This window comes from Dactylosporangium cerinum (assembly GCF_042653625.1).
In the GTDB taxonomy this organism is placed as follows: Bacteria; Actinomycetota; Actinomycetes; order Mycobacteriales; family Micromonosporaceae; genus Dactylosporangium; species Dactylosporangium cerinum.
This window is the reverse complement of sequence record NZ_JBHSIU010000130.1, coordinates 198,978-222,381: the sequence shown is the minus strand read 5'-3', so window position 1 is coordinate 222,381 and position 23,404 is coordinate 198,978. Positions and strand designations below refer to the sequence as shown.

General features: G+C 75.8%; 11 protein-coding genes. 10 read left to right on the top strand and 1 reads right to left on the bottom strand.

The window, feature by feature from the left end; all coding sequences use genetic code 11:
• Nucleotides 1–40: 40 nt before the first annotated feature.
• From ACFPIJ_RS59075 to ACFPIJ_RS59030, 10 genes are all read left to right on the top strand, one after another.
• The gene (locus tag ACFPIJ_RS59075) at nucleotides 41–1,504 is read left to right on the top strand and encodes a class I adenylate-forming enzyme family protein (RefSeq protein WP_380128338.1); all 1,464 of its coding nucleotides are present in this window, start codon (nucleotides 41–43) and stop codon (nucleotides 1,502–1,504) included.
• Nucleotides 1,501–2,949, top strand: a complete 1,449-nt coding sequence (locus tag ACFPIJ_RS59070; protein ID WP_380128337.1) for a condensation domain-containing protein — start codon at nucleotides 1,501–1,503, stop codon at nucleotides 2,947–2,949. The genes ACFPIJ_RS59075 and ACFPIJ_RS59070 overlap by 4 nt, the downstream gene beginning before the upstream one ends.
• Nucleotides 2,930–3,823, top strand: coding sequence for a thiamine pyrophosphate-dependent dehydrogenase E1 component subunit alpha (locus ACFPIJ_RS59065; protein WP_380128336.1), 894 nt, complete (start codon nucleotides 2,930–2,932; stop codon nucleotides 3,821–3,823). The genes ACFPIJ_RS59070 and ACFPIJ_RS59065 overlap by 20 nt, the downstream gene beginning before the upstream one ends.
• Nucleotides 3,820–4,785, top strand: coding sequence for an alpha-ketoacid dehydrogenase subunit beta (locus ACFPIJ_RS59060; protein ID WP_380128335.1), 966 nt, complete (start codon nucleotides 3,820–3,822; stop codon nucleotides 4,783–4,785). The genes ACFPIJ_RS59065 and ACFPIJ_RS59060 overlap by 4 nt, the downstream gene beginning before the upstream one ends.
• A complete protein-coding gene (locus ACFPIJ_RS59055; RefSeq protein ID WP_380128334.1) occupies nucleotides 4,778–5,914 on the top strand; it encodes a 2-oxo acid dehydrogenase subunit E2 in 1,137 nt (378 codons plus the stop codon). Before ACFPIJ_RS59060 ends, ACFPIJ_RS59055 begins: the two co-directional genes overlap by 8 nt.
• Nucleotides 5,911–11,904, top strand: coding sequence for an amino acid adenylation domain-containing protein (locus tag ACFPIJ_RS59050; RefSeq protein WP_380128333.1), 5,994 nt, complete (start codon nucleotides 5,911–5,913; stop codon nucleotides 11,902–11,904). Before ACFPIJ_RS59055 ends, ACFPIJ_RS59050 begins: the two co-directional genes overlap by 4 nt.
• Entirely contained in the window at nucleotides 11,901–17,327 is a 5,427-nt protein-coding gene (locus ACFPIJ_RS59045) for a non-ribosomal peptide synthetase/MFS transporter (protein ID WP_380128332.1), read from the top strand. The genes ACFPIJ_RS59050 and ACFPIJ_RS59045 overlap by 4 nt, the downstream gene beginning before the upstream one ends.
• On the top strand, nucleotides 17,327–17,740 hold the full coding sequence (locus ACFPIJ_RS59040; RefSeq protein ID WP_380128331.1) for an MbtH family protein: 414 nt from the start codon (nucleotides 17,327–17,329) through the stop codon (nucleotides 17,738–17,740). The genes ACFPIJ_RS59045 and ACFPIJ_RS59040 overlap by 1 nt, the downstream gene beginning before the upstream one ends.
• A 68-nt stretch (nucleotides 17,741–17,808) precedes the next feature.
• Nucleotides 17,809–18,600 (top strand): peptidoglycan DD-metalloendopeptidase family protein, encoded by a 792-nt coding sequence (locus ACFPIJ_RS59035; RefSeq protein WP_380128329.1) that lies wholly within the window; start codon nucleotides 17,809–17,811, stop codon nucleotides 18,598–18,600.
• Nucleotides 18,601–18,671: 71 nt separating this feature from the next.
• A complete protein-coding gene (locus tag ACFPIJ_RS59030) occupies nucleotides 18,672–20,846 on the top strand; it encodes a DUF6461 domain-containing protein (protein ID WP_380128328.1) in 2,175 nt (724 codons plus the stop codon).
• A gap of 100 nt (nucleotides 20,847–20,946) precedes the next feature.
• Here the strand turns inward: ACFPIJ_RS59030 and secD are convergent, their stop codons facing one another.
• Nucleotides 20,947–23,376 (bottom strand): protein translocase subunit SecD, encoded by a 2,430-nt coding sequence (gene secD / locus ACFPIJ_RS59025; protein WP_380128327.1) that lies wholly within the window; start codon nucleotides 23,374–23,376, stop codon nucleotides 20,947–20,949.
• Between the last annotated feature and the right edge of the window lie 28 nt (nucleotides 23,377–23,404).

Genomic DNA, 23,404 nt, shown 5'->3' with positions numbered 1-23,404 from the left:
GATATTGCAGGACTTCACTGCGTCATGCAACCCTGTTGCCGTGGTTTTGCACGCCGTTCCGCCGACGGTTCCACGCCTCCTCGCCGACCGTTCCTTATCGGAGCCGGACCGCGAGGCGCTGGTCGTTGACGGCGTCGGCGCGCTGACGTTCGGGGCCTGGCAGCGGCGCGCGGTCGGCCTCGCCGGGCGGCTGCGGGAGCGCGGCGTCGCGCCGGGCGATCGCGTCGGCCTGCGGTTCGGCGCCGCCGACTGGCTCGACTACGCCGTCGCCTCCGTGGCGGTGCAGCGGCTGGGCGCGGCCGCCGTGCCGGTCCCGGACGACGCGCCGCCCGCCGAACTGGCGCACGTGCTCGGCGACTGCGGCGCCACCGGGCTCGTCCACGCCGGCGACCCACCCGGCTGGACCGGCGGATGGACGCACGCCGCCGGCGACGGCGCGGAGTCCCCGGACGGCCCCGATCTGTCCACATCGGACGGTCTGGCGCAGATCCTGTACACGTCCGGCACGACCGCGCGGCCCAAGGGCGTCGCCGCCAGCCACGCCAACGTCACCTACGGGGCGGGCGCCCGGCACCGGCCGTTCCGGCACTCCCGGCACCTGTTGCACGCGTTCGCGATCGGCACCAACGCGGCGCAGGTCATGCTGATGAACGCGCTGCTGGCCCACCCGGCCGTGGTGACGCTGCCACGGTTCACCCCGCTGCGCTTCGCCCGGGCCATCGCCCGCTGGTCGGCCGGCACGGTGTTCGTGGTCCCGGCGATGGCCATGGAACTGCTCGCCTGCGTGGACCGCGGCGACGACCACGACCTCAGCAGCGTGCGGCTGCTCGGGTCGGCCGCCGCGCCGCTGCCCGGGCCGGTCGCCGCCCGCCTCGCGGCCGCGTTCCCGAACGCGACGATCGTCAACTACTACACGTCGACCGAGGCCGCCCCGGCGCAGACCGCCATGGCGTACGACCCGGAGCGGCCGGGCAGCGTCGGCCGGCCGATCGCCGGCGGCGGCCTCCGCGTCGTCGACGACGGGCGGCCCTGCGCGCCCGGCGAGATCGGCGCCGTCTGGATGCGCTCCCCCGCCCCGGCCCGCACCTACTTCGGTGACACGGCGACCAGCGCCACCGCGTTCCAGGACGGCTGGGTCCGGATGGGCGACGTCGGCTACGTGGACGCCGACGGCTTCCTGTACCTCGTCGAGCGGGACAGCGAGGTCGTCAAGACCGGCGCCCACCGGGTGTCGACGCTGCAGATCGAGGCGGCCATCCACGAGCATCCGGCGGTCGCCGACGCCGCCGTCGTCGGGCTGCCGCACGAGGTGCTCGGCGTCGAACTGGCCGCGGTGATCGTGCTCGGCGGCGACGCGTCGCTGACCCCGCCGGAGCTGCGGGCGTTCCTCGCCGACCGCCTCGCACCGCACGAGATCCCCTCCCGTGTCCACACCGTGGACCGGCTTCCGCGCAACCGCGGCGGCAAGGTCGACAAGTCATCCCTGCGAAGGACGCTGCCATGATCCAGGCCTCCGCGGCGCAGCACGGCATGTGGGTCGCCGCGTCCGGCGCCGGCCCGACCGCCTACCACCTGCCGCTGGTCGTCACGTTCGCGCACGAGCCGGACGTCGGCCTGCTGACGAAGGCCTGCGCGGCCGCGGTCGAACGGCATGCCCTGCTGGCCACCGCGATCGTCGACCGCGACGGCGTCGCCCACCTCACCCGGGCCACCGCGCCGGGCCTGCGCGTGGCCGGGCCGGACGAGTCGGTCGACGAGGAGATCGCGCGACCGTTCGACCTCGGGCAAGGGCCGCTGGCCAGGTTCGCGCTGTTCGGCCGGACGCTGGTGATCACGGCGCACCACCTCGTCTTCGACGGGCAGTCCAAGGAGGTGCTGCTGCGCGACCTGGCCGCCGGCTACGCGGGTGAGATCCCGGCGCCGCTGCCCCGCACCGCCGCGGACGAGCTCGCCGCCGACGCCGCGCGGCTGGCGGACCGGCGGGCCGCGGCGGCCGCGTTCTGGGACGGCCGGTGGGCCGAGCCGCTGCCCGTGCTCGTCGGCGACCATGTGCTCACCGGCCGGGACCACGGTCCCGGGCAGGTGCACGCGTTCACGCCGCCCGTGCCCGAGCTGCCCGGGCTGACCCGGTTCGAGACGCTCCTGGCCGCGATCCACGCGACTCTTGCCGGGTACGGCAACCCGCGGGTCACGACCGGCGTCGACCTGTCCACCAGGGAGCCCGGCGCCGCCGACACCATCGGACCGTTCGCCACCGAACTCCCCGTCGACTCGCAGCCGGGCGACGCCACGTTCGCGGAGTTCGCCGCCGGGCTGCGCGGCGCGCTGCGCACCATGTACCCGCACCGCTCGGTGCCCCTGGCCCGGGCGGTGCGCCGGATCCGGCCGCACGCCGCGGTGGCGCCCGTCTCCGTCAGTTACCGCCGGATCGGCGCCGCGCCCCGGTTCGACGGCGCCCCGGCGGACGTCGACTGGCTGGCCTTCGCCGGCAGCGTGCGCGGCGACCTGCAACTGCAGGCCGTCGACGACGGCACGACGGTCACCGCGCGGCTGCGCTGCTCGGCCGCGGCGGCGCCGGTCGCCGCCCGGTTCGCCGGCGACCTGTGCGCGGTGCTCTCCCGGGTCACCGCCGACCCCGCGACCCCGCTGCGCGACCTGGTCGCCCCGGCCGCGCCGGCACCGCCCGCCGCCGCCTCCGCACCGGCCGCCGCGCCCGCGCCGGCGCCCGGCGGGGACCTCGTCGAGCCGGTCCTGGCCATCTGGCGCGACGTGTTCGGCGATCAGGCCATCGGTCCCGACGACGACCTGTTCGACCTGGGCGGCGACTCGCTGACCGCGACGCAGATCATCGCGCGGATGCGCAAGACGCTCGGCCTCGACGTCGACATCGACACGTTCTTCGACCACCCGACGGTCAACGGAGTCGTCCATGCCGCCGGCGCTCGCTGACACGGCCGAGCGGACCGCCACCGACCTGGCGGCGATGCTGCTCATCCGGCACTTCGAGACGGCGCTGCTCGACCTGTTCGCGCGCGGCGAACTGTCCGGGACCACGCACACCTGCCTCGGCCAGGAGCACGTGCCCGTGGCCGTGAGCGGCCTGCTCGAACCGGACGACCACGTGCTGAGCAACCACCGCGGGCACGGCCACTATCTCGCCCGGTTCGACGACCCGGAGGGACTCCTCGCCGAGATCATGGGCCGGGCCGGCGCGGTGTGCCACGGCGTCGGCGGCAGCCAGCACATCCACCGGCCCGGATACCTCTCGACCGGGGTCCAGGGGGAGAGCCTGCCGGTCGCGGCCGGGCTCGCGCTGCACCTGCGCCGGCACCGGCCGGGCGCCCTGGCCTGCGTGTACATCGGCGACGGCAGCTGGGGTGAGGGCGCGGTGTACGAGGCGCTGAACCTGGCCGCGCTCTGGCACCTGCCGCTGCTGGTCGTGGTCGAGCACAACGGCATCGCCCAGTCGACGCCGACCGGGCAGGCCATGGCCGGCACCGTCGCCGGGCGCGCCGCCGCGTTCGGCCTGGCCCACACCCGGATCACCGGGACCGACCCGGCCGCGATCCGGGCCGGGCTGGCGCCGCTCGTCGCCCGGGTCCGGGCCGGCGAGCCGCTGATCGCCGAGTTCCACGTGCCGCGGCTCGGCCCGCACAGCAAGGGCGACGACACCCGCCCCGCCGAGCAGGTCGCGGCGCTGCCCGACTGGTATCCGGCCCTGGCCGCCGCCGCGCCGGAGCTCGACCGGGCGCAGCGGGACCGGGTCGCCCGCGTCGTCGCCGACGTGTCCGCGCGCCCGCCCGCCGAGTGGACCGACCGGTGAGGGTCGCCGAGAACATCAACGCCGCGCTGCACACCGTCCTCGCCGGCGACGAACGGGCGTACCTCATCGGCGAGGACGTCCTCGACCCGTACGGCGGCGCGTTCAAGGTCGCGCGCGGGCTCTCCACCCGGTTCCCGGACCGGGTCCTGTCGACGCCGATCAGCGAGTCGGCCATGACCGGCGTCGCGGCCGGCCTGGCTCTGGCCGGCGACACCGCGATCGTCGAGTACATGTTCGCCGACTTCCTGACCCTCGGCTTCGACCCCCTGGTGAACTTCGCCGCCAAGTCCGTCACCATGTACGGCACGCGGCTGCCGATGCGCCTGATCGTGCGCTGCCCCAGCGGCGGCGGCCGCGGCTACGGCCCGACGCACAGCCAGACGCTGACGAAGCACCTCATCGGTGTCCCGGGCCTCGCCGTGTACGAGATGTCGCCGTTCCGCGACGCGGCCGAGGTCTTCGCCGAGATGCTCGCGCTCGCCCAGCCGTGCGTGTTCGTCGAGGACAAGATCCTCTACACCCGCCGCATGCACGCCGGGTGTCACCCCTTTACGGTGTCGGTCCGCGACGGCGTGGCCCACGTCGGCACCGGCGAACCGCCGGACCTGGTGCTCGTCGCGCCCGGCGGGATGGCCGGACGCGCCGTGGCCGCGCTGCGCCGGCTGCTGATCGAGGATGAGATCGCCGGCCTGCTCGTGGTGCCGTCGCGGCTGTACCCGGTCGAGCTCGACCTGCCACCCGTCCCGCACGTGGTGGTGGCCGAGGACGGCACCGCCGGCGGCACCTGGGGCGCCGAGGTCGCGCAGCACGTGCACGCGCGGCACTTCGCGGACCTGGCCGCGCCCGTCACGCTCGTCCACGCGGCCGGCACCGTCATCCCCGCCGCGCCGCACCTGGAACGCGAGGTCCTGGTCAGCGCCGACACCATCTACGACGCCCTGGTGAGGACGGTCCGTGGCTGAGATCGCGGTGCCCAAGCTCAACACCAACGACGACAGCTACGTGCTGCTCGCCTGGCTCGCCCCGGACGGCCAGGCCGTGACCGCCGGCGCCCCGGTCGCCGAGGTGGAGACGTCGAAGGCGGTCGAGGAGCTGACCGCCGCGGCCGGCGGCGTGCTGCGCCACCGCGCCGCGACCGGCGCCGACATCATTCCCGGGCAGGTCATCGCGCTCGTCGACGACCCCACCGCCCCGGGCCACGCACCGGCCGCGCCGACGGCCGGCGCCGACGGCCCCACGATCACCGGACCGGCCCGCGCGCGCATGGCCGAGCTCGGCGTCACCGAGGACCGGGTCGCCGCGCTCGGCCGCCCGATCGTCCGCCGCGCCGACATCGACGCCCTGGCCGGCACCGCGGTGTCCACAGTGGACTCTGCAGGCGCAGGGTCCGCTGCCGCTTGTTCATCCACAGTGGATGGCGAGCCGCCCGGCACGCTGTCGCGCAACCAGCGGGCGGTCGCGCGCACCGTGGCCCGGTCGGCCGCCACCATCCCGGCCGCCTACACCGTGATGGCGGTCGACGTCGGCGCCGCCCTGGAGCGGGCGCCGCAGCTGGCCCGCGAGGTGCGGCGCCCGGTGGGCCTGGCCGAACTGTTCGTCGCCGCGATCGGATCGGTGCACGCGGCGCATCCGATGTGCTTCGCCCGGCTCGACGACGACGGCGTGACGCTGCACCCGTCCGGCGCCGCGCACGTCGGCGTCACCGTCGACGTCGGTGAGGGCCTCTACGTCCCGGTGGTCCGGGACGCGGACACCGCGACGATCGGCGACATCGCGCGGACGCTCACCAGGCACCGGGTGACCGCGGCCGGCGGCACGTTCCGCGCGGCCGACCTCGACGGCGCCAACATCACGCTGACCCTCCACCTGGACGCCGGCGTGAGCCTGGCCGTGCCGATCGTGTTCCCGGGTCAGACGTGCGCGGTCGCGGTCACCGCCCCGCGACCGGAGCTGCACCTCGACGACGACGGCCGGCCGGCGACCCGGACCGTGACGCAGGTCGGCCTGGCCTACGACCACCGCGTCATCAACGGCCGCGAGGCGGCCCGGTTCCTGACCGCCCTGGCGCAGACCGTGAAGGAGCCGAGATGAGCGCGCTGCGCGCCGCCCAGGAACGCCTGTGGTTCCTGCACCAGCTGGACCCGGCCGACGCGTCGTACCATCTCCCGCTCGTCCTGCACGTCCGTGGGCGACTGGACCGGCCGGCCCTCCAACGCGCGCTGGACGCGGTGACCGCGCGGCACGGGACCCTGCGGGCCCGGGTCGACCTCGTCGACGGCACGCCGGTGCTGGCGGCCGCGCCCGGCGGGGTCCGCCTCGAGACCGCCGCCGCGGCCGGCCTCGAGGACGCCCGTGACCTGGTCGCCGCGTTCGTCGCGCGGCCGTTCGACCTCGCCGCCGGCCCGATGGCCCGCTGGCTGCTCATCGACGCCGGCCCGGACGGACACGTGCTCGCGCTCGTCGCCCACCACGTCGCGGCCGACGGCTGGTCGCTGCAGGTGCTGCGGCGTGACCTCGACACGCTGTACCGCGCCCACACCACCGGCACCCCGGCCGCGCTGCCGGAACTGCCGGACCCGCCGCCGGACGAGGGCGGTGACCCGCCGGACCTCGGGTACTGGACCGGACAGCTGGCCGGCGCCCCGGTCCTGGAACTGGCGACCGACCACCCGCGGCCGCCGGTGCGCCGCGGCCGGGGCAGCTCCGTCGTCTTCGACCTCCCCGTCGACCTGCTGCGCCGGCTGGAGACCGTGGCCCGGGCCGAACGCACCACCGTCTACACCGCCCTCGTCGCCGCGTTCTCGCTGCTGCTCGGCCGGATCAGCGGCCAGCACGACATCTGCCTCGGCACGCCGGTCCTCGGCCGCGACGACCCGGACCTCGCCGGCCACGTCGGCTGCTACGCCGAGACCCTCGTCCTGCGCACGGACCTGTCCGGCGACCCGACCTTCCGCGCGCTGCTGCGGGCCACCCGGCGGACCGTGCTCGGCGCGCTGAGCCACGCCGCCCCGTTCGAACGCGTGGTGTCGGCGCTCGGCGCGCCCCGCGACCGCAGCCGCACCCCGCTGTTCTCCGCCATGATCATGTACCTGCGGCAGGAGCAGGACCGGCCGCGCCTCGGCGACCTCGACGCCGAGCTCCTCGACCACCCGTTCGACGCCGCCCGCACCGACGTGTCCCTCGACGTCGTCCAGGGCCCCGGGACCGCGGTCGGCGTGCTCACCGTCGACCGCGACCTGTTCGACCCCGGCACCGCGCAACGGCTGATCCGCCGCCTCCTCGTCCTGCTCGACGACGCGGGCCGGCGGCCGGACACCGCGATCGGTGACCTGCGCTGGTTCGACGACGACGAGCGGCGCGAGGCACTGCACCGGTGGAACGACACCGGGCCCGGGCAGACCGGCCCGCTGGTCGCCGAGCTGTTCCAGGCGCGGGCCAGGTCCGCGCCGGACGCGGTCGCGGTCACCGGCGACGGCGTCGAGCTCACCTACCGCGACCTCGACGCCGCGGCCGACCGCCTCGCCGCCCGGCTGCGCGGACGCGGGCCGCTGATCGGCGTCGGGCTGTCCCGGTCGCCGGCGATGGTGGTCGCGCTCCTCGCCGTCTGGCGGGCCGGCGCCGCGTATCTGCCGCTCGACCCGGCGTACCCGGCCGACCGCCTCGCCTTCGTCATCGCCGACGCGGGCGTCACCACCGTGCTCACCGAGGCCGCCTTCGCGGAACGGTTCGGCGCGGCGTCGCTGCTGATCGACGCCGCCGGCACGGAGCCCGGGGACACCACGGCGCCGGTCACCGCCGCCGGTCCCGACGACCCGGCCTACGTGCTGTACACGTCGGGATCGACCGGACGGCCGAAGGGCGTGGTCGTGCCGCACGGCGCGCTCGCCGCGTTCGTCGCCGCCCTCGCGGACATCACCGGACCCCAGGACGGCCGCGCGTGGCTCGCGCTCACCTCGCTGTCGTTCGACATCTCCGGGCTGGAGGTGTTCCTGCCGCTCAGCCGCGGCGGCCGGGTCGTCGTCGCCGGCGACGCGCAGACCGCCGACGGCGCGGCGCTACGGGCGCTCATCGCCGCGCACGGCGTCACCGACGTCCAGGCCACCCCGTCCGGCTGGCGGATGCTCCTCGCCGCCGGGTTCGACCATGACGTGCCGGCCGCGCTGGTCGGCGGCGAGGCACTGCCGGCGACCCTGGCCACGGAGCTGCGCGGCAGGGTCGGCCGGCTGACCAACGTCTACGGCCCGACCGAGACGACGATCTGGTCCACGTACTGGCCGGTGCCCGGCGAACCGGCGGCGGTCTCCATCGGCGGCCCGATCCCCGGCACCCGCGTCTACGTCGTCGACGACCGGATGAGGCCCGTCCCCGCCGGGGTGCCCGGCGAGCTCGTCATCGCCGGTGCCGGCGTCGCGCTCGGCTACCTGCGCCGGCCCCGGCTGACCGCCGACCGCTTCGGGCCCGACCCGTGGGGTCCGGCGGGGGCGCGGATGTACCGCACCGGCGACCGGGTCCGCCGCCGGGCCGACGGCGGCCTGGAGTTCCTCGGCCGGCTCGACACCCAGGTCAAGCTGCGCGGGCACCGGATCGAGCTCGGCGAGGTCGAAACCGTCCTCGCCGGCTGCCCGGGCGTCGCCGCCGCGGTCGCGGCGGTCCGCGACGACTCCCTGGCGGCGTACGTCACCGCCCGCCCCGGCGCCGCCGTCGATCCCACCGCGATCCGCGACGCGACCCGCGCCGGACTGCCGGCCTACGCCGTGCCGGCCACCGTCACGGTCCTCGACGCGCTGCCGCTCACCCCGAACGGCAAGGTGGACCGGTCCGCCCTGCCCGACCCGCGACCGCACACCACCACCGCGTACGTGCCGCCGCGCACCGCGGCCGAGGCCCGCGTCGCCGCCGTGTTCGGCGAGGTGTTCGCCGCCCCCGCGGTCGGCGCGCACGACGACTTCTTCGCCCTGGGCGGCCATTCGCTGCTCGCGGTCAAGGTCGCGGCGCGGCTGCCCGGCCTGACCGTCCGCGACCTGTTCGACCACCCGACGGTCGAGGCCCTCGCCCGCCGGGTCCCCGCCGGGAGCGACGCCGCCGCCGGTGCGGCACCGGACGGCCCTGCGCCGCTGACCGACGCCCAGCGCCGGCTCTGGTTCCTGCAACGGCTCGACCCCGACGACGCCTCGTACAACATGTTCCTGGTGCTGCGCCTGCGCGGCCCCCTCGACGGCGGCGCGCTGCGGCGGGCCGTGGACGCCCTCGCGGCCCGGCACGTCGCGCTGCGGTGCGCCTACCCGGAGGTCGCCGGCGACGCAGGCGTCCACATCGGACCGGCGACGGTGCCGTTCGAGACGGTCGACGTGGCGTCCGAGGCGGCGGCCCGGGCCGCCGTCGCGCAGCGGACGAACGCGCCGTTCGACCTGCGCACCGGCGCGCCGGTGCGGGCCACGCTGCTGCGGATCGGCCCCGACGACCACGTCCTCTGCCTGGTCCTGCACCACATCGCCGGGGACGGCTGGTCGCTCAACGTGCTGCGGGAGGACCTCGCCGCGCTGTACGCCGGACGGCCGCTGGCGCCGCTGCCACCCGTGCCGGCGGCGACCGGTGACCTCGAAGCCGGCCTCGCCTACTGGCGGGACCGGCTCGCCGACCCGACCGCGCTCGACCTGCCGACCGACCGGCCGCGCCGGGACCGGCCCGGCGGGCACGGCGGCGGGTTCGTCGGCGCCCACCTGCCCGCCGACGTCACCGGCCGGCTCGAGGACCTGGCCGCCGGCGCCCGGACCAGCCTGTTCGCCGTGCTGCTCGCCGCCTACCAGGTGCTGCTCGCCCGGCACACCGGCCAGCGCGACGTCCTCGTCGGCTCGACCCTGGCGGCCCGGGACCGGATCGAGCTCGAACGGGCCGTCGGCTACTTCGCCCGGACCGTCGTGCTGCGCAACCACGTCGACCCGGCCGAACCGTTCACCGGCCTGCTCGGCCGGGCCCGCGAAAGCGTCCTGGACGCGCTCACCCACGCCGAGGCGCCGTTCGAACACCTCACCGCGGCGGCGGAACCGTTGTTCCAGACCATGTGCATCCTGCACACCCAGGACGACGGCACCCCGGTCGAGGAGTTCGCCGGCCTGCGCGCGTCGTTCTTCGAGTCCGGCTACCGCCAGGCCAAGTTCGACCTGATGCTGGAGGCGTGGCGGGCCACCGGCGGGCTCACGCTCGTCTTCGGCTACGACACCGACCTGCTCGACGCCGCGACCGTCGAGCGCTGGGCGCGCCGGTTCGAGGTGCTGTGCGCCGCGGTCGCCGCCGACCCGGCCACCGCGGCCGGCGCGCTGCCGCTGCTGACCCCCGACGACGAGGCCCTGATCGCCGCCCTCGCCGCCCCGGCGCCCGTCACCGCGGCACCGCCACCGGCGTCCGAGCTGCCCCGCCGCGCGGAGCCGTCCACGGTCGCACTCCGCTGCGGCGCCTCGTCGCTGACCTACGCCGAGCTCAACCGGCGGGCCGACGACCTGGCGACCGGGCTGCGGGCGGCCGGTGCCGCCGGTCACGTCGTCGCCGTCGCCGCGCACCGGGACATCGACACGATCGTCGCGCTCCTCGCCGTCTGGCGCGCCGGCGGTGCGTACCTCCCGATCGACCCGGGACAGCCGGCCGAACGGATCGCCGCGCTCGTCGCCGGCAGCGGCGCGCCGATCAGCATCGGGGACGCACCGTGGCCGCCCCTCCCCCGGCCGGAAGCGACCCTGGACGGCGCCGCGTACGTGCTGTACACCTCCGGATCCACCGGCACCCCGAAGGCCGTCGTCGTCGACCACGAGGCCCTGGCGGCCCGGGTCGACTGGATGCGCCGCGACTACGGGCTCGGCCCGGGCGACACGATCGTCCAGTTCGCGCCCCTCGCCTTCGACACGCACGCGGAGGAGCTGTGGCCCGCGCTCGGCGCCGGCGCCACGGTGCGGCTGCTCCCCGACGGCCCGCTCAGCCTGCCCGAGGTCCTCGCCGGTCCCGCCGGCCCGGAGATCACGGTGCTCGACCTGCCCACCGCGTACTGGCACGACCTGGTCGCCCAGCTCGACACGGTCGCCTGGCCGCCCCGGCTGCGGCTGGTCATCCTCGGCGGCGAGGCCGTCCACGCGGCGGCCGTGGCCCGCTGGCGCGCCCGGTTCGGCGACACCGTGCGCCTCGTCAACACGTACGGCCCCACCGAGGCCACCATCATCGCGACCTCGACCGACCTCGGCGCCGGCGACGCGGCCGGGACACCGGCGATCGGCGTGCCGCTGCCCGGCGTGCGGGTCGCGGTCGTCGACGCCGACCTGCGCCCGGTGCCGCCCGGCGCGCACGGTGAGCTGCTGCTCGGCGGCACCGGCCTGGCCCGCGGCTACCTCGGCCGGGACGACCTCACCCGGGACCGGTTCGTCCCCTGGCGCGGCGCGCGCTGCTACCGCACCGGCGACCGCGTGCGGCTGCGCGCGGACGGGCGGCTCGACTTCGCCGGCCGGCTCGACGACCAGCTGAAGGTCCGCGGGTTCCGGATCGAACCGGCCGAGGTCGAACACCACCTGCTCGCGTGTCCCGGGGTGACCGGGGCCGCGGTGACCGCCCACGACGGCGCCCTGGTCGCCTACGTGGCCGGTGCCGTGCCGGTCGACACGCTGCGCGCCCGGCTCGCCGCGCAGCTGCCCGGCCACCTGGTGCCGGACCGCTGGATCGCGGTCGAGGCGTTGCCCCGTACCCCATCCGGAAAGATCGACCGGCGGTCACTGCCCGCGGTGCCCAGCCGGCCCGAACCGTCCCGGCCGCCGCGCACCGACGCCGAGCAGCTGATCGCCGACGTCTGGGCCGACGTCCTCGGCGTCGACGGCGCCGGCGTGGACGACGACTTCTTCGCCCTCGGCGGGCACTCGCTGCTCGCCGTCCGCGTCGCCGCCCGGCTGCGCGCGATCACCGACCTCGACCTGCCCATCCGCCTGCTCTTCACGCATCGCCGGCTGGCCGACCTGGCCGTCGCGGTCGAGCAGCGGCTCCTCGACGACCTGGCCGGGCTCACCGACGACGAAGTGGCCGGCCTGCTGGAAGCGGAGACCCTGTGACCGTCGACGACGCCCGCCAGGCGCGCCAGGCGCTCTTGGCGCAACGACTGCGCCGGCGCGCGGCGACCCGGACCGTGCCCGCCCGCCCGGCCGGCACGGCGCCGCCGCTGTCGTTCGCGCAGGAACGGCTCTGGTTCATGGAGCAGTACGCGCCCGGCAACCGCGCCTACCTCGTGCCCGTGGCCAGGCGGATCCGGCGCGCGATCGACGCCGACCGGCTGACCGACGCGCTCCGCCGCGTCATGGCCCGGCACGAGGCGCTGCGCACCCGGTTCCCGGCCGCCGGCGACGGGATCCCGGCCCTCGTCATCGACGAGGAGCCGGCCGTCGACCTGGCCGTCGTCGACGCCGCCGACGAAGACGCCGCCCGGGCCGCCGTCGAAACCCTGCACGCCCGGGGATTCGACCTCGCCACCGAACAACCGCTGCGGGCCGCGCTCGTCCGGCTCGCCCCGGACGACGCGATCCTCGCGATGACCGCGCACCACATCGCGATCGACGGCTGGTCGGTGCCGCTGCTGCTGGCCGAGCTGATGACCGCGTACGACGGCGGCGACCTCGCGCCCGTTCCCGTCCAGTACGGCGACTACGCGGCCTGGCAGCGGGACCAGCCGGCCACCGGCGTCGCCCGCTGGGCGCAGCGCCTCGCCGGCGTCGAGCCCCTCGCGCTGCCGACCGACCGGCCGCGCCCGGCCGAACTGACCTACGCCGGCGGCAGCGTCGAGTTCGAGATCGACGCCGGTCTCGCCGCCGGGGTCCGGGCCCTCGCCGACAACCACGGGGCGTCGCTGTACATGACGATCCTCGCCGCGTACGCCGCCCTGCTGGGCCGGCACGCACACCAGACCGACCTCACGATCGGCTCCCCTGTCGCCGGCCGCGACGCGCCGGAACTCGAAACCGTCATCGGCTGCTTCGTCAACACCCTCGTCATGCGCGTCGACCTCAGCGGCGACCCGACCTTCACGGAGCTGCTGCTGCGGGTGCGGGAGACCGCACTCACCGGCCTCGCGGACGCCGGCACGCCCTTCGAACGCGTCGTCGCCGACCTGAACCTGCCCCGCGACGTGTCCCGGTCACCGCTGTTCCAGGCGCTGCTCGCGGTGCAGAACTACGGCTCCGCGGGCCGCGGCGACGGCCTCGACGGCTACGAGATCACCGCGTGGGCGACCCGCTACGACCTCGAGCTGTACGTCAGCGACACCGCCGGCGGCGGGCTGTGGGGCCAGTTCATCGCCAACACCGCACTGTTCGACGAGGCCACCGTGCGGCGTCTCGTCAGCCACCTGACCGCGCTGCTGCGGGGGGCCGTCGCCGACCCCCTCACCCCGGTGGCCGCGCTCGACCTGCGCGACGACGACGAACGCGCGGCGCAGGCGTCGTGGAACGCGACGTCGGTGCCCTTCGACCGGGCCGCCACCCTGCCCGGGTTGTTCGCCGCGCAGGTCGCCGCCACGCCGGACGCGCCGGCCGTGACGTTCGAGGACACCACCTGGAGCTACGCCGAGCTCGACCGGTACGCCGACCGGGTCGCCGCCGCGGTGCGGGCCGCCGGTGCCGGGCCGGGCACGCGGGTCGGCGTGTGCGCGCCCCGGTCGCCGCAGCTGCCCGGCGCGCTGCTCGGCGTGCTGCGCACCGGCGCCGCGTACGTACCCCTCGACCCGGAGTATCCGGCCGAGCGGCTGGCGTTCATGGCGGCCGACGCCGACCTGCGGGCCGTGCTGGTCCCCGAGCCGGCGGTCGCGCCGGCGGTCGCGTTCGACTGCCCGGTGATCCGGCTCGACGCGCTGGAGTCCGCGGAGCCGCGGCCCAGCGCCGCGACCGCCGGCGACACCGCCTACGTCATCTACACCTCCGGTTCGACCGGACGGCCCAAGGGCGTGCCCAACGGACACCGCGGCGTCGTCAACCGGCTCGCCTGGATGCAGGACCGGTTCCGGCTCACCGCCGGCGACGTGGTCCTGCAGAAGACCCCGGCCGGGTTCGACGTGTCGGTCTGGGAGTTCTTCTGGCCGCTGATCACCGGTGCACGCCTCGTCCTCGCCAGACCCGGCGGGCACAAGGACGCGGCGTACCTGCGCGCCCTGATCGACCGCGAGGGCGTCTCCGTGCTGCACTTCGTGCCGTCGATGCTCGCCGCGTTCCTGGCGGACGACTCGCCGTTGCGCGGCGCGGCGCTGCGTGCCGTCGTCTGCTCCGGCGAGGAACTGCCGGCCGGCCTCGCCCGCCGCTGCCTCGCCCAGCTGCCGGCCGCCGAGCTGCACAACCTGTACGGGCCGACCGAGGCCGCCGTCGACGTCAGCGCCTGGGCCGTCACCGCCGCCGCGCTCGGCTCCTCGTCGCGGGTGCCGATCGGCGCCCCCGTCGCCAACACCACGCTGCACGTCCTCGACGACCGGCTCCGGCCGCAGCCCGTCGGCGTGCCCGGCGAGCTGCACATCGGCGGCGTCCAGGTCGCGCTCGGCTACCTGCGCCGGCCGCGGCTGACCGCCGAACGCTTCGTCCCCGATCCGTCCGGTGCGCCCGGTTCCCGGCTGTACCGCACCGGGGACCTGGCCCGCTGGCGGCCGGACGGCACGATCGAGTTCCTCGGCCGCATCGACGGGCAGGTCAAGCTGCGCGGCCTGCGCATCGAGCTCGGCGAGATCGAGGCGGTGCTGCGCGAGCAGGCGGGCGTGCGGGACGCCGCCGTCATCGTCCGCGAGGACCGGCCCGGCGACCAGCGGCTCGTCGCCTACGTGGCCGGCGCCGTGCCGGACCGCGCCGCGCTGAAGCGGGTGCTGCCCGACTACATGGTCCCGGCCGCGTTCGTCGAACTCGACGTGCTGCCGCTGTCGGCGAACGGCAAGCTCGACCGGCGCGCGCTGCCGGCGCCCGTCCGCACCGCTCCCGCGGGTGCGCCGCCCACCAGCGGGACCGAGCGGCTCGTCGCCGGCGTGTGGGCGGCCGTGCTCGACCTGCCGTCGGTCGGCGCCGACGACGACTTCTTCGACCTCGGCGGCCACTCGCTGCTGGCGACGCAGGTGGTCGCGCAGCTGCGCCGGGCCGGCGCGGCGGTCGGCGTCATCGACCTGTTCCAGCACCCGACGGTGCGGGAGCTCGCCGCCCTGATCGACCGGCCGGCCGACGGCCCGCGGGCGCTGATCCGCCGGCTCACCCCGGACCGGCCCCGCGCCGACCTGTCGCTCGTGTGCGTGCCGTTCGGCGGCGGCAGCGCCGTGGTGTACCAGCCCCTGGCGGACGCGCTGCCGGACCGGTACGCGCTGTACTCGGTCGCCATCCCCGGCCACGACGTCGGCATCATCGAGGACCGGCTCGACTTCGACGCCCTCATCGACCGCTGCGTCGAGGAGATCATCGCGACGGTCGCCGGGCCGATCAGCCTGTACGGCCACTGCGCCGTCGGGTCGGCGCTCGCCATCGCCCTCGCCCGGCGGCTCGAAGCGGCCGGCCGCGACGTGCGCACCGTCTACATCGGCGCGATGTTCCCGTTCGCCGAACCCCGCGGCCGCCTGGCCCGGACCCTGTCGAAGATCGCGCGGATGGAAGGGCTGCGCAGCGACCGGGTCTACCACAACTGGCTGACGTCGATCGGCGCCGACCTCGGCGGGCTCGACCCGGCGGAGGCCCGCCACATCGTGCGCAACCTGCGCCGCGACTCCGTCGACGCCGAGCGGTACTACACCGGGATGTACGCGACCGGCGCCGAGCGGCTGCGCGCCTCGTTCGTCACGATCGTCGGCACCCGCGACCCGGCCACCGAGTTCTACGAGGAACGGTTCCGCGAGTGGCATTTCCTGTCCGACCACAGCGCCGTCGTGGTGCTGCGGGAGGCCGGGCACTTCTTCCTGAAGTACCGGGCCGCCGAGATCGCCGAGATCATCGACACCCCGCAGTTCGGGCCGCCGCCGCCTGATGCGACGGGCCGCACCTGGTTCCGGCACGCGGAGTCGCACGACCGCACTGTGTCACCCGACCGTGCGGTGTCACCCGACCGCGCGGTGTCACCCGACCGCGCGGTGTCACCCGACCGCGCTGTCGCCACCGGGCCGCAGCCGAGCCTGGGCCGGTTCGCGGCCGTCTCCGCCGGCCAGCTGGTGTCGATGTTCGGGTCCGCGCTCACCGAGTTCGCGATCCCGGTCTGGATCTACCTGACCACCGGGTCGGTCGCGCAGTTCGCGCTGTTCGCGGTCCTCGGCCTCGTCCCGGGCCTGCTCACGCTGCCGGTCGCCGGGGCACTCGTCGACCGGCACGACCGGCGCCGCATCGTCCTGGCCGCCGACCTCGCCGCCGGCGGGGTCCAGGCGGTCCTCGCGGCGCTGCTGTGGGCCGGGCACCTGAGCGTCGGCGCGCTCTACCCGGCCACGGTCGCGCTGTCGGTCGCGCTGTCGTTCCAGCGCGTCGCCTACATCTCCTCGATCCCGCAGCTCGTGCCGAAGCGCCTGCTCGGCCACGCCGCCGGGATCGGCCAGCTCGGCGCCGGCCTCGCCCAGCTGGTCGCCCCGCTGCTGGGCGCCGGGCTGCTCGCCACGATCGGGCTGCGCGGCATCCTCACCCTGGACGTGGCCAGCTACCTCGTCGCGTTCACCGTCGTGCTCGCCGTGCGGTTCCCGGCCACCATGCCGTGGCGGCGCCACGAGACGCTGCGCGCGGAGATCGCCGGCGGTTTCCGCTACGTCTGGGGCAACCGGAACTTCCGCCGCATGCTGCTGTGGTTCGCGGCCCTGAACGTGCCGCTGTCCGCGACCTTCCTCATGCTCTCGCCGCTGGTCCTGTCGTTCGGCACGCTCCGCGAGGTCGGCCAGGTGTCGTTCGTGTCCGCGCTCGGCGTCTTCGCCGGCGGCGTCGTGATGGCCGCCTGGGGCGGGCCGCAGCACCGGCGGATGTTCGGCGTCCTCGTCGCGACCCTCGGCCTGGCCGCGGGCGCGCTCGTCACCGGCCTGCGCGAGAACCTCGTCCTGATCGGCGCCGGCGCGCTCGGCATGGCCCTCGCGCTGACGCTGCTCAACGGCGTGTACACCACCATCATCCAGGTCAAGGTCCCGCAGCGGCTGCACGGCCGGGTGTTCTCCCTGAACACGCTGATCGCGTGGTCGACGATGCCGATCGGGTTCGGGATCGTCGCACCGTTCGGCGCCGAACTGTTCCGCCCCCTGCTGCGCGCCGGCAGCCCCCTCGCCGGCGGTCTCGGCCCGGTGTTCGGCACCGGACCGCACCGCGGGCTCGGCCTCATGTTCGCCGGGTACGCCGTCGCCATCGCCGCCATCGCCGCGGTCGGCCTGTACGTGCTGCGCCGCTTCGACGACGAGGTGCCCGACGCCCTCGCCGACGACCTGGTCGGCCTGGCCGTCCTGGACACCCCCGCCACCGACGTCCAGACCGCCCTGGACGCGGCGGCCCGCGCCACCCTGGAGAGAACCTGATGGACTACCGCGTAGTGATCAACGCCGACGAGCAGTACTCGATCTGGGCCGTGGACGACGACCTGCCGCCCGGCTGGGTCGCCGAGGGGCACCGCGGCAGCCGCGACGAGTGCCTCGACCACGTCGAGCGGGTCTGGACCGATCAGACCCCGGCCCGCACCCGGATCCGCGCCTGGCTGACCGGCGCCGTCTCGGAGGTGTCCGACGGCCTGCTCACCCCGGCCGAGGTCGGCGCGGCCGGCTGCTCGTTCATCGCCATGGGCGTGTCGTCCCTCGCGACGGTCCGCCTGGTCGACGCGGTCGAGGTGGAGTACGACGTGACCGTCGACTTCACCCGGCACGCCCTGGACGACCTGGACAGCCTGACCGACTTCATCGCCACCGAACGGCTCGGCCGCCGCGAGGGCCATTGAACAATCTCGACATCTTTGATGCATCACCATGGATGCGCGCATAGATTTTTGACGATACAGTCACGCGCATGGTGAATTTGTTTCCATCCCGGCGCGCCATGATCCGCGCCTTCGCCATCCTGGTGGGTGCCGCCGCCGTGGTCGTCCCGGCGACCGCGGCGCTCGCGGCCCCCACGTTCAAGGTCCCGTTCCCGTGCGGTCAGGTGTGGTCGGGTCAGACCCGCTCCGACCACAGCCCGGCCAACGCCATCGACTTCAACCGCACGAACGACGACGGCGACCCCGTCGTGGCCAGCGCGTCCGGCACCGTCGACCGGGTCACGGACCTCGGCAACACCAGCTACGGCAGGTACGTCAGGATCGACCACGGCGGCGGTTACACCACCTACTACGCCCACCTGAGCCGGTTCAACGTGTCCGTCGGCCAGACCGTGCGCTACGGCCAGGTCATCGGCTACGTCGGCACGACGGGCGGCTCGACCGGCCCGCACCTGCACTACGAGCAGCGCTCCGGCGGCACCGCCGTGAAGATCAAGTTCAACGGCACCCAGGCCCTGTACTGGGGCACGAAGAACTACACCAGCGACAACGGCTGCCCCTCCGGCTCCGCCAACGGCACGGTGAACACCTCCGGCACCCCGCTGACCGTGCGCTCCGGCCCGGGCACGGGCTACGACCCGGTCGGCACGGTCGCCGACGGCGGCGCGGTCACCATCGCCTGCCAGACGACGGGCACGACGGTCGACGGCACGTACGGCACCAGCAACATCTGGGACCGCATCGGCACCGGGCGCTACATCGCCGACGCCTACGTCCTCACCGGCTACGACGGCTACATCCCCGGCGTCCCCCGCTGCTGAGCGCTCCACGACGCCCCCCGTGCGGATCGACTACGGTGACCACGAGCTGTTCGACGGTCGCGGGGGGCGCTGTGGACGACATTCCTGATGCGGTGCTGGCGGCGCTGGCCGGCCCGGTCGCCGCCGCGCTGCCGCTGCTCGTCGCCCGCACACCGGCGGCGCCGGCGGTCGAGCTGGGCCGGCTGCGGGCGGCCGTCGACGGCCTGGCCTGGCCGGTCCGCCCCGGATCCGGTTCCCACGCGGCGCCGGGCGGGTTGCGGTCCCGTGGCCGGCGCGGGCCGGGCGGCTCGCCGGTGCTCGACGCGCTCGGCGCACTGGAGGAGCTGCTCGTCCAGCGCCTGCTCGGCGCGCTGGAGCTGACCGTGGCGGAGCTCGACCTGACCGCCGCCCCGGACCTGACCGGGTTCCTGGGCGAGCCGTTCACCGGCGGCTACAGCGTGGTGAGCATGGGCCGGAAGAGCGAGGCGGTCACCGGCGCGGCCACGCTGGAGCGGATCCGGCCCGGCGCGCTGCCGCTGGTCGCCGCGCTGGCCGGGCGGCTGGCCACCCACCCGCACATCGCCGCCGTGCTGGAGGTGGACCCAGGCGCCACCGACGAGGCAGGCATCGCCGCCGCGCACGGCGCGGCGCGGCTCGCGTTGGGGGTGGCCACCGCCGCCGCCGTCCTGCACCGGGTGGGCATCGGAGCGTGGGCGACCGAGCCGCCGACCGTGCTCGGCGCGGGGATCGGCACCGCGGTGCTGCTCCTGCGCGCGGCGCCGGTGCCCGACGGCTACGGTGCCGCGGTGCTCGCCCGGGCCCGGGCGGAGTACCGGCTGCCGAACCGATCGGGCGGGTCGGCGCTGGTGTCGGAGCACCGGTTCGCCCTCACCGAGGGCACCGACGTGCCGCGGGCCGACTTCACCGGCAACGGCCTCGTCGCGGTCGTCCCGGGCGGTGCGGTGATCCGCACCGGCGTCGAGACCGGACACGTCGGGTTCACGTTGGTGGTGCTGGACGGGCCGCCGCCGGACGTCGAGACCATCTGGGAGGAGGTCGTCGAGGTCAGCTGGCGGGCGACCGGCAGCGGGGCCGCGGTGCCCGGACCCCACGAGCGCGCGCCGGATCCACGCCGCTGCACCCCGCCCTGGCCGGGCGACTACCGGTTGCGGGTGCACGCCCTCGGCAGGGACGAGCCCGACGACCGCGGCAGCGAGCACTACCAGCTGATGGTGTGGCAGGCACCCGCCGCGCCGGAGATCGTGCACGCCCGCACCGACCGGCTCGGCCACCGGCTGCGCGGCGAGCCGGAGCCGGTGCGGCCCGAACGGCCCGAGGCCGTCTACCGGTGGCTGCGGGACAGCAGCATCGGCGAGGCGGCGACGGTCACCGTGGCGATCGGGACGGCGGTCGCGGACGTCGTGGCGGCCTTCGGCGCGGACCCGGCCCGCCCGGAGTCCGCCCGGGCCCTCGTCGACGACCTGTCGCGCCGGCGGTCGATCGACCCGTGGGTCGCGGTGCTGGACCTCGGCGGCGCCGTGCTCGCCGTGGAGTACAACGGCTGGCAGGGCTCGACCGCTCCCGTGCTGATCAGGGCGTCCGCCGGTGGGCGGGCCGCCAGCATGTACTGGAACGTCAACGCGGTCACCCGGCTGTCCTTCGCCGAGCACGGCGAGCTGCTGCTGGCGGTGGAGCCGTCCGGCGACCTCGGCGCGCCACCGGCGCTCGCCGCGGCGCTCGGCGACCTCGACTTCGCCGACCGCCACCGCGACCGGCGACGCATGGGCCTGGTCGCGGTGCAGGGGTTCACCGGCCACGGCATCACCGCCGAGCACCTCGCCCGCATCGCGGCCGCCGACGTCGCGTTCCGGATCGTGCCCGACCTGCCCGCGCTGCACCCGGACCGCCGGCCGCGCGCCGACCATCCGCTCGGCCCCGGCATCGACGTGCTGACCGGCCTGCCCGAGCCACGGCTGCGGGACCTGGCGTGGTGGGCCGCGGCGGAGGCGGCCCGCTACGCCGGGCTCGGCGCCGACCCGGACGTCGCCGCCAGCCTCGCCGCCCGCGCCCTCACCCCGGACGCGGTCCGGCGCGCCCGCCGGTCCCAGCTCGACGACGGCGAGCACCGGACGTTCTGGCTCGCCCTGCACCAGGCGACCAACCCGGACCCGGTGACCGCCGTCCTCGCGACCGTCCACGCGGCGCGGTACGTCGCCGGCCCGCACGCCGCGGACCTGATCGCCGGGGCCCGCGCCCGGATCGCGTGACGCCCGCCGCACCGCCGCGTTCCGGCGGCCCACTGGGTGCCGCGTTCCGGCGGGCCGCCGGTGGCGCGTTCCGGCGGCCCGCCTGGTCAGCCGGTGACGGTCACGTGGCGCCGGACCGGCGGATGACGATCACCGCCGGCTTCGTGCCCGCCGGTGGCTGCTCGACCACGGCGGCGCGGCGGCGGTCGGTCCGCGACCGGTCACCGCGACCGGCCGGCCCGGGACCCCCGCGACCGGCCCGTCCGCGCCCGCCGTCGAACGTCACCGCCAAGGGGGCGGCGAGGAAGACCGACGAGTAGGTGCCCACGCCGATCCCGACGAGCAGGGCGAGGGCGAAGTCGGCGAGGGAGTCGCCGCCCAGGACGAGCAGGGCGGTGAGGATGAACATCGCGCCCAGACCGGTGTTGATCGTCCTGGGGACGGTCTGCAGGCAGCCGGTGTTGGCGTGCTGCGCGAACGGCACCCGGCGCCGCGGATCGCCGCGGACCAGTTCCCGGATCCGGTCGAAGATCACCACGGAGTCGTTGATCGAGTAGCCGACGACGGTCAGCAGCGCGGCCAGGAACACGCCGTCGACCGGTTTGCCGAGCCAGGCGAAGACCCCGACGAGCAGCAGCACGTCGTGGAGCATGGCCAGGACCGCCGCGGTGCCCCATCGCCACCGGAACCGGACCGCCAGGTACAGCAGCTGCGCGCCCAGCGCCACGGCGAGGGCGATGAGGGCGTTGCGCCGCAGTTCGGCGCCGAGCGACGGCCCGATCGTCTCGTCCCGCAGGCGCTGCACGTCACCGCCGCCGGCCCGCTCCAGGGCGGCGCGGACGTCGGCCTCGGTCGCGTCGTCGAACCCGCCGGCGCGGACGCTGAGGTCGTCCGGGCCCGCCGTGTTCACCACCGCCCGCTCCAGGCCGGCATCCTGCACCGCGGCCCGGGCGGCGTCGATGGACAGCGGCGCCGAGACGCGGTACTCCACCAGCCGCCCGCCGGTGAACTCGACGCCGAGGTTCAGCCCGCGGACCCCGACGCCGATCACCGCGATCACGACCGCGACGACCGAGATCGTCAGCCACATCCGCCGGCGGCCCATGATGTCCGGCGGGCGCCGCTCGAGCCGGCGCCGCACCCGCCCGAGCCCGGCCAGCCCGCTCCAGGCGGGCCGGGCGGCCAGCCACCGGCTGTGCGTCAGCGGCACCGCGAGGGTGCGGGTCAGGACCAGCGCGGTGAACATCGACACGAGCACGCCGATCGACAGCGTGACACCGAAGCCGCGGACCGGCCCGGCGGCGAAGTAGAACAGCAGACCGGCCGCGAGCAGTGTGGTGGCGTTCGAGTCGGCGATCGCCGACCAGGCGTGGGTGAACCCCGACCGCAGCGCCGTGCGGAGGCTGCGCCGGCCGTCGCCGGCGGCGTACTCCTCCCGGGCCCGTTCGAAGACCAGGACGTTCGCGTCGACGGCCATGCCGATCGCGAGCACGAACCCGGCCAGCCCGGGCAGCGTCAGCGTGGCGCCGACGGCGAGCAGCGCCGCGTACGACACCAGGCCGTACGCGGTCAGCGCGAGCGCCGCCACGCCACCGACCAGCCGGTACGCCGCGACGATGAACAGGATCGTGGCGATCGTGCCGATGACCCCGGCCCACGCGGACGCCGTCACCGCGGCCGCACCGAGCGTGGGCCCGACCGTGCGCTGCTCGATGATCTCCACCGGCACCGGCAGCCCACCGGACCGGATGAGCAGCGCCAGATCCTTGGCCTCGCCGGTGGTGAACGAGCCGGTGATCTCGGTGGTGCCGCCGGTGATGCCCACCTCGCAGGTCACGTTCCGGCCGACCTGCGGCGAGGAGATGACCTCGCCGTCCAGCACGATCGCCACCCGGCGGGCCGGGTCGCCGTCGCGGGCGCAGGCGGCCGCGGCGGTCAGCGTCCGCCAGGCCGCGGCGCCCTTGTCGCGGAAGTCGAGCGTCACCCGCCAGCCGGCCGGCCCGGCCGCGGCGTCCGCGTCGGCGACGTCGTGGCCGAACACGACGGCCGGGCCGAGCCGCAGCCGCCGGCCTTCCTCGTCCGGCAGCACGACCTCAGCACCGTTCGCGGGAGCGGCGGGCGCCTGGGTCGCCGGTGTCGTGGGCGTTTGTGTCGTCGGCGCCGGTGTGGCGCCGGCACCTGGGCCCGGCTCGGCCGGGGCGGGGCCGAGGACCGGGCGGAACATCAACTGTCCGGTCCGGCCGATCACCCGCACCGCCTCGGCGGGGTCGGTGACGCCGGGCAGCTCGACGATGATGCGCCGCTCACCGGCGCGGGTCACGGTCGGCTCGGTCACGCCGAGCGCGTCGACGCGCCGGCGGAGGATCTCGAGAGCGTCATCGGTGGTGGCGGCGTTCGCCTCAGCGAACTCGCCGTCCCGGGTTTCCAGCACGATCTGGGTGCCGCCACGCAGGTCCAGGCCGAGCCGGGGCGGTCGGGTGGCGACGAGCCACCCGGAGACCGCCAACACGGCAAAGGCCAGCACCGCGCGCACGGCAATGGCGCGCGTCATCAGTATTTCTCCTCGGCAGGGAAGACGC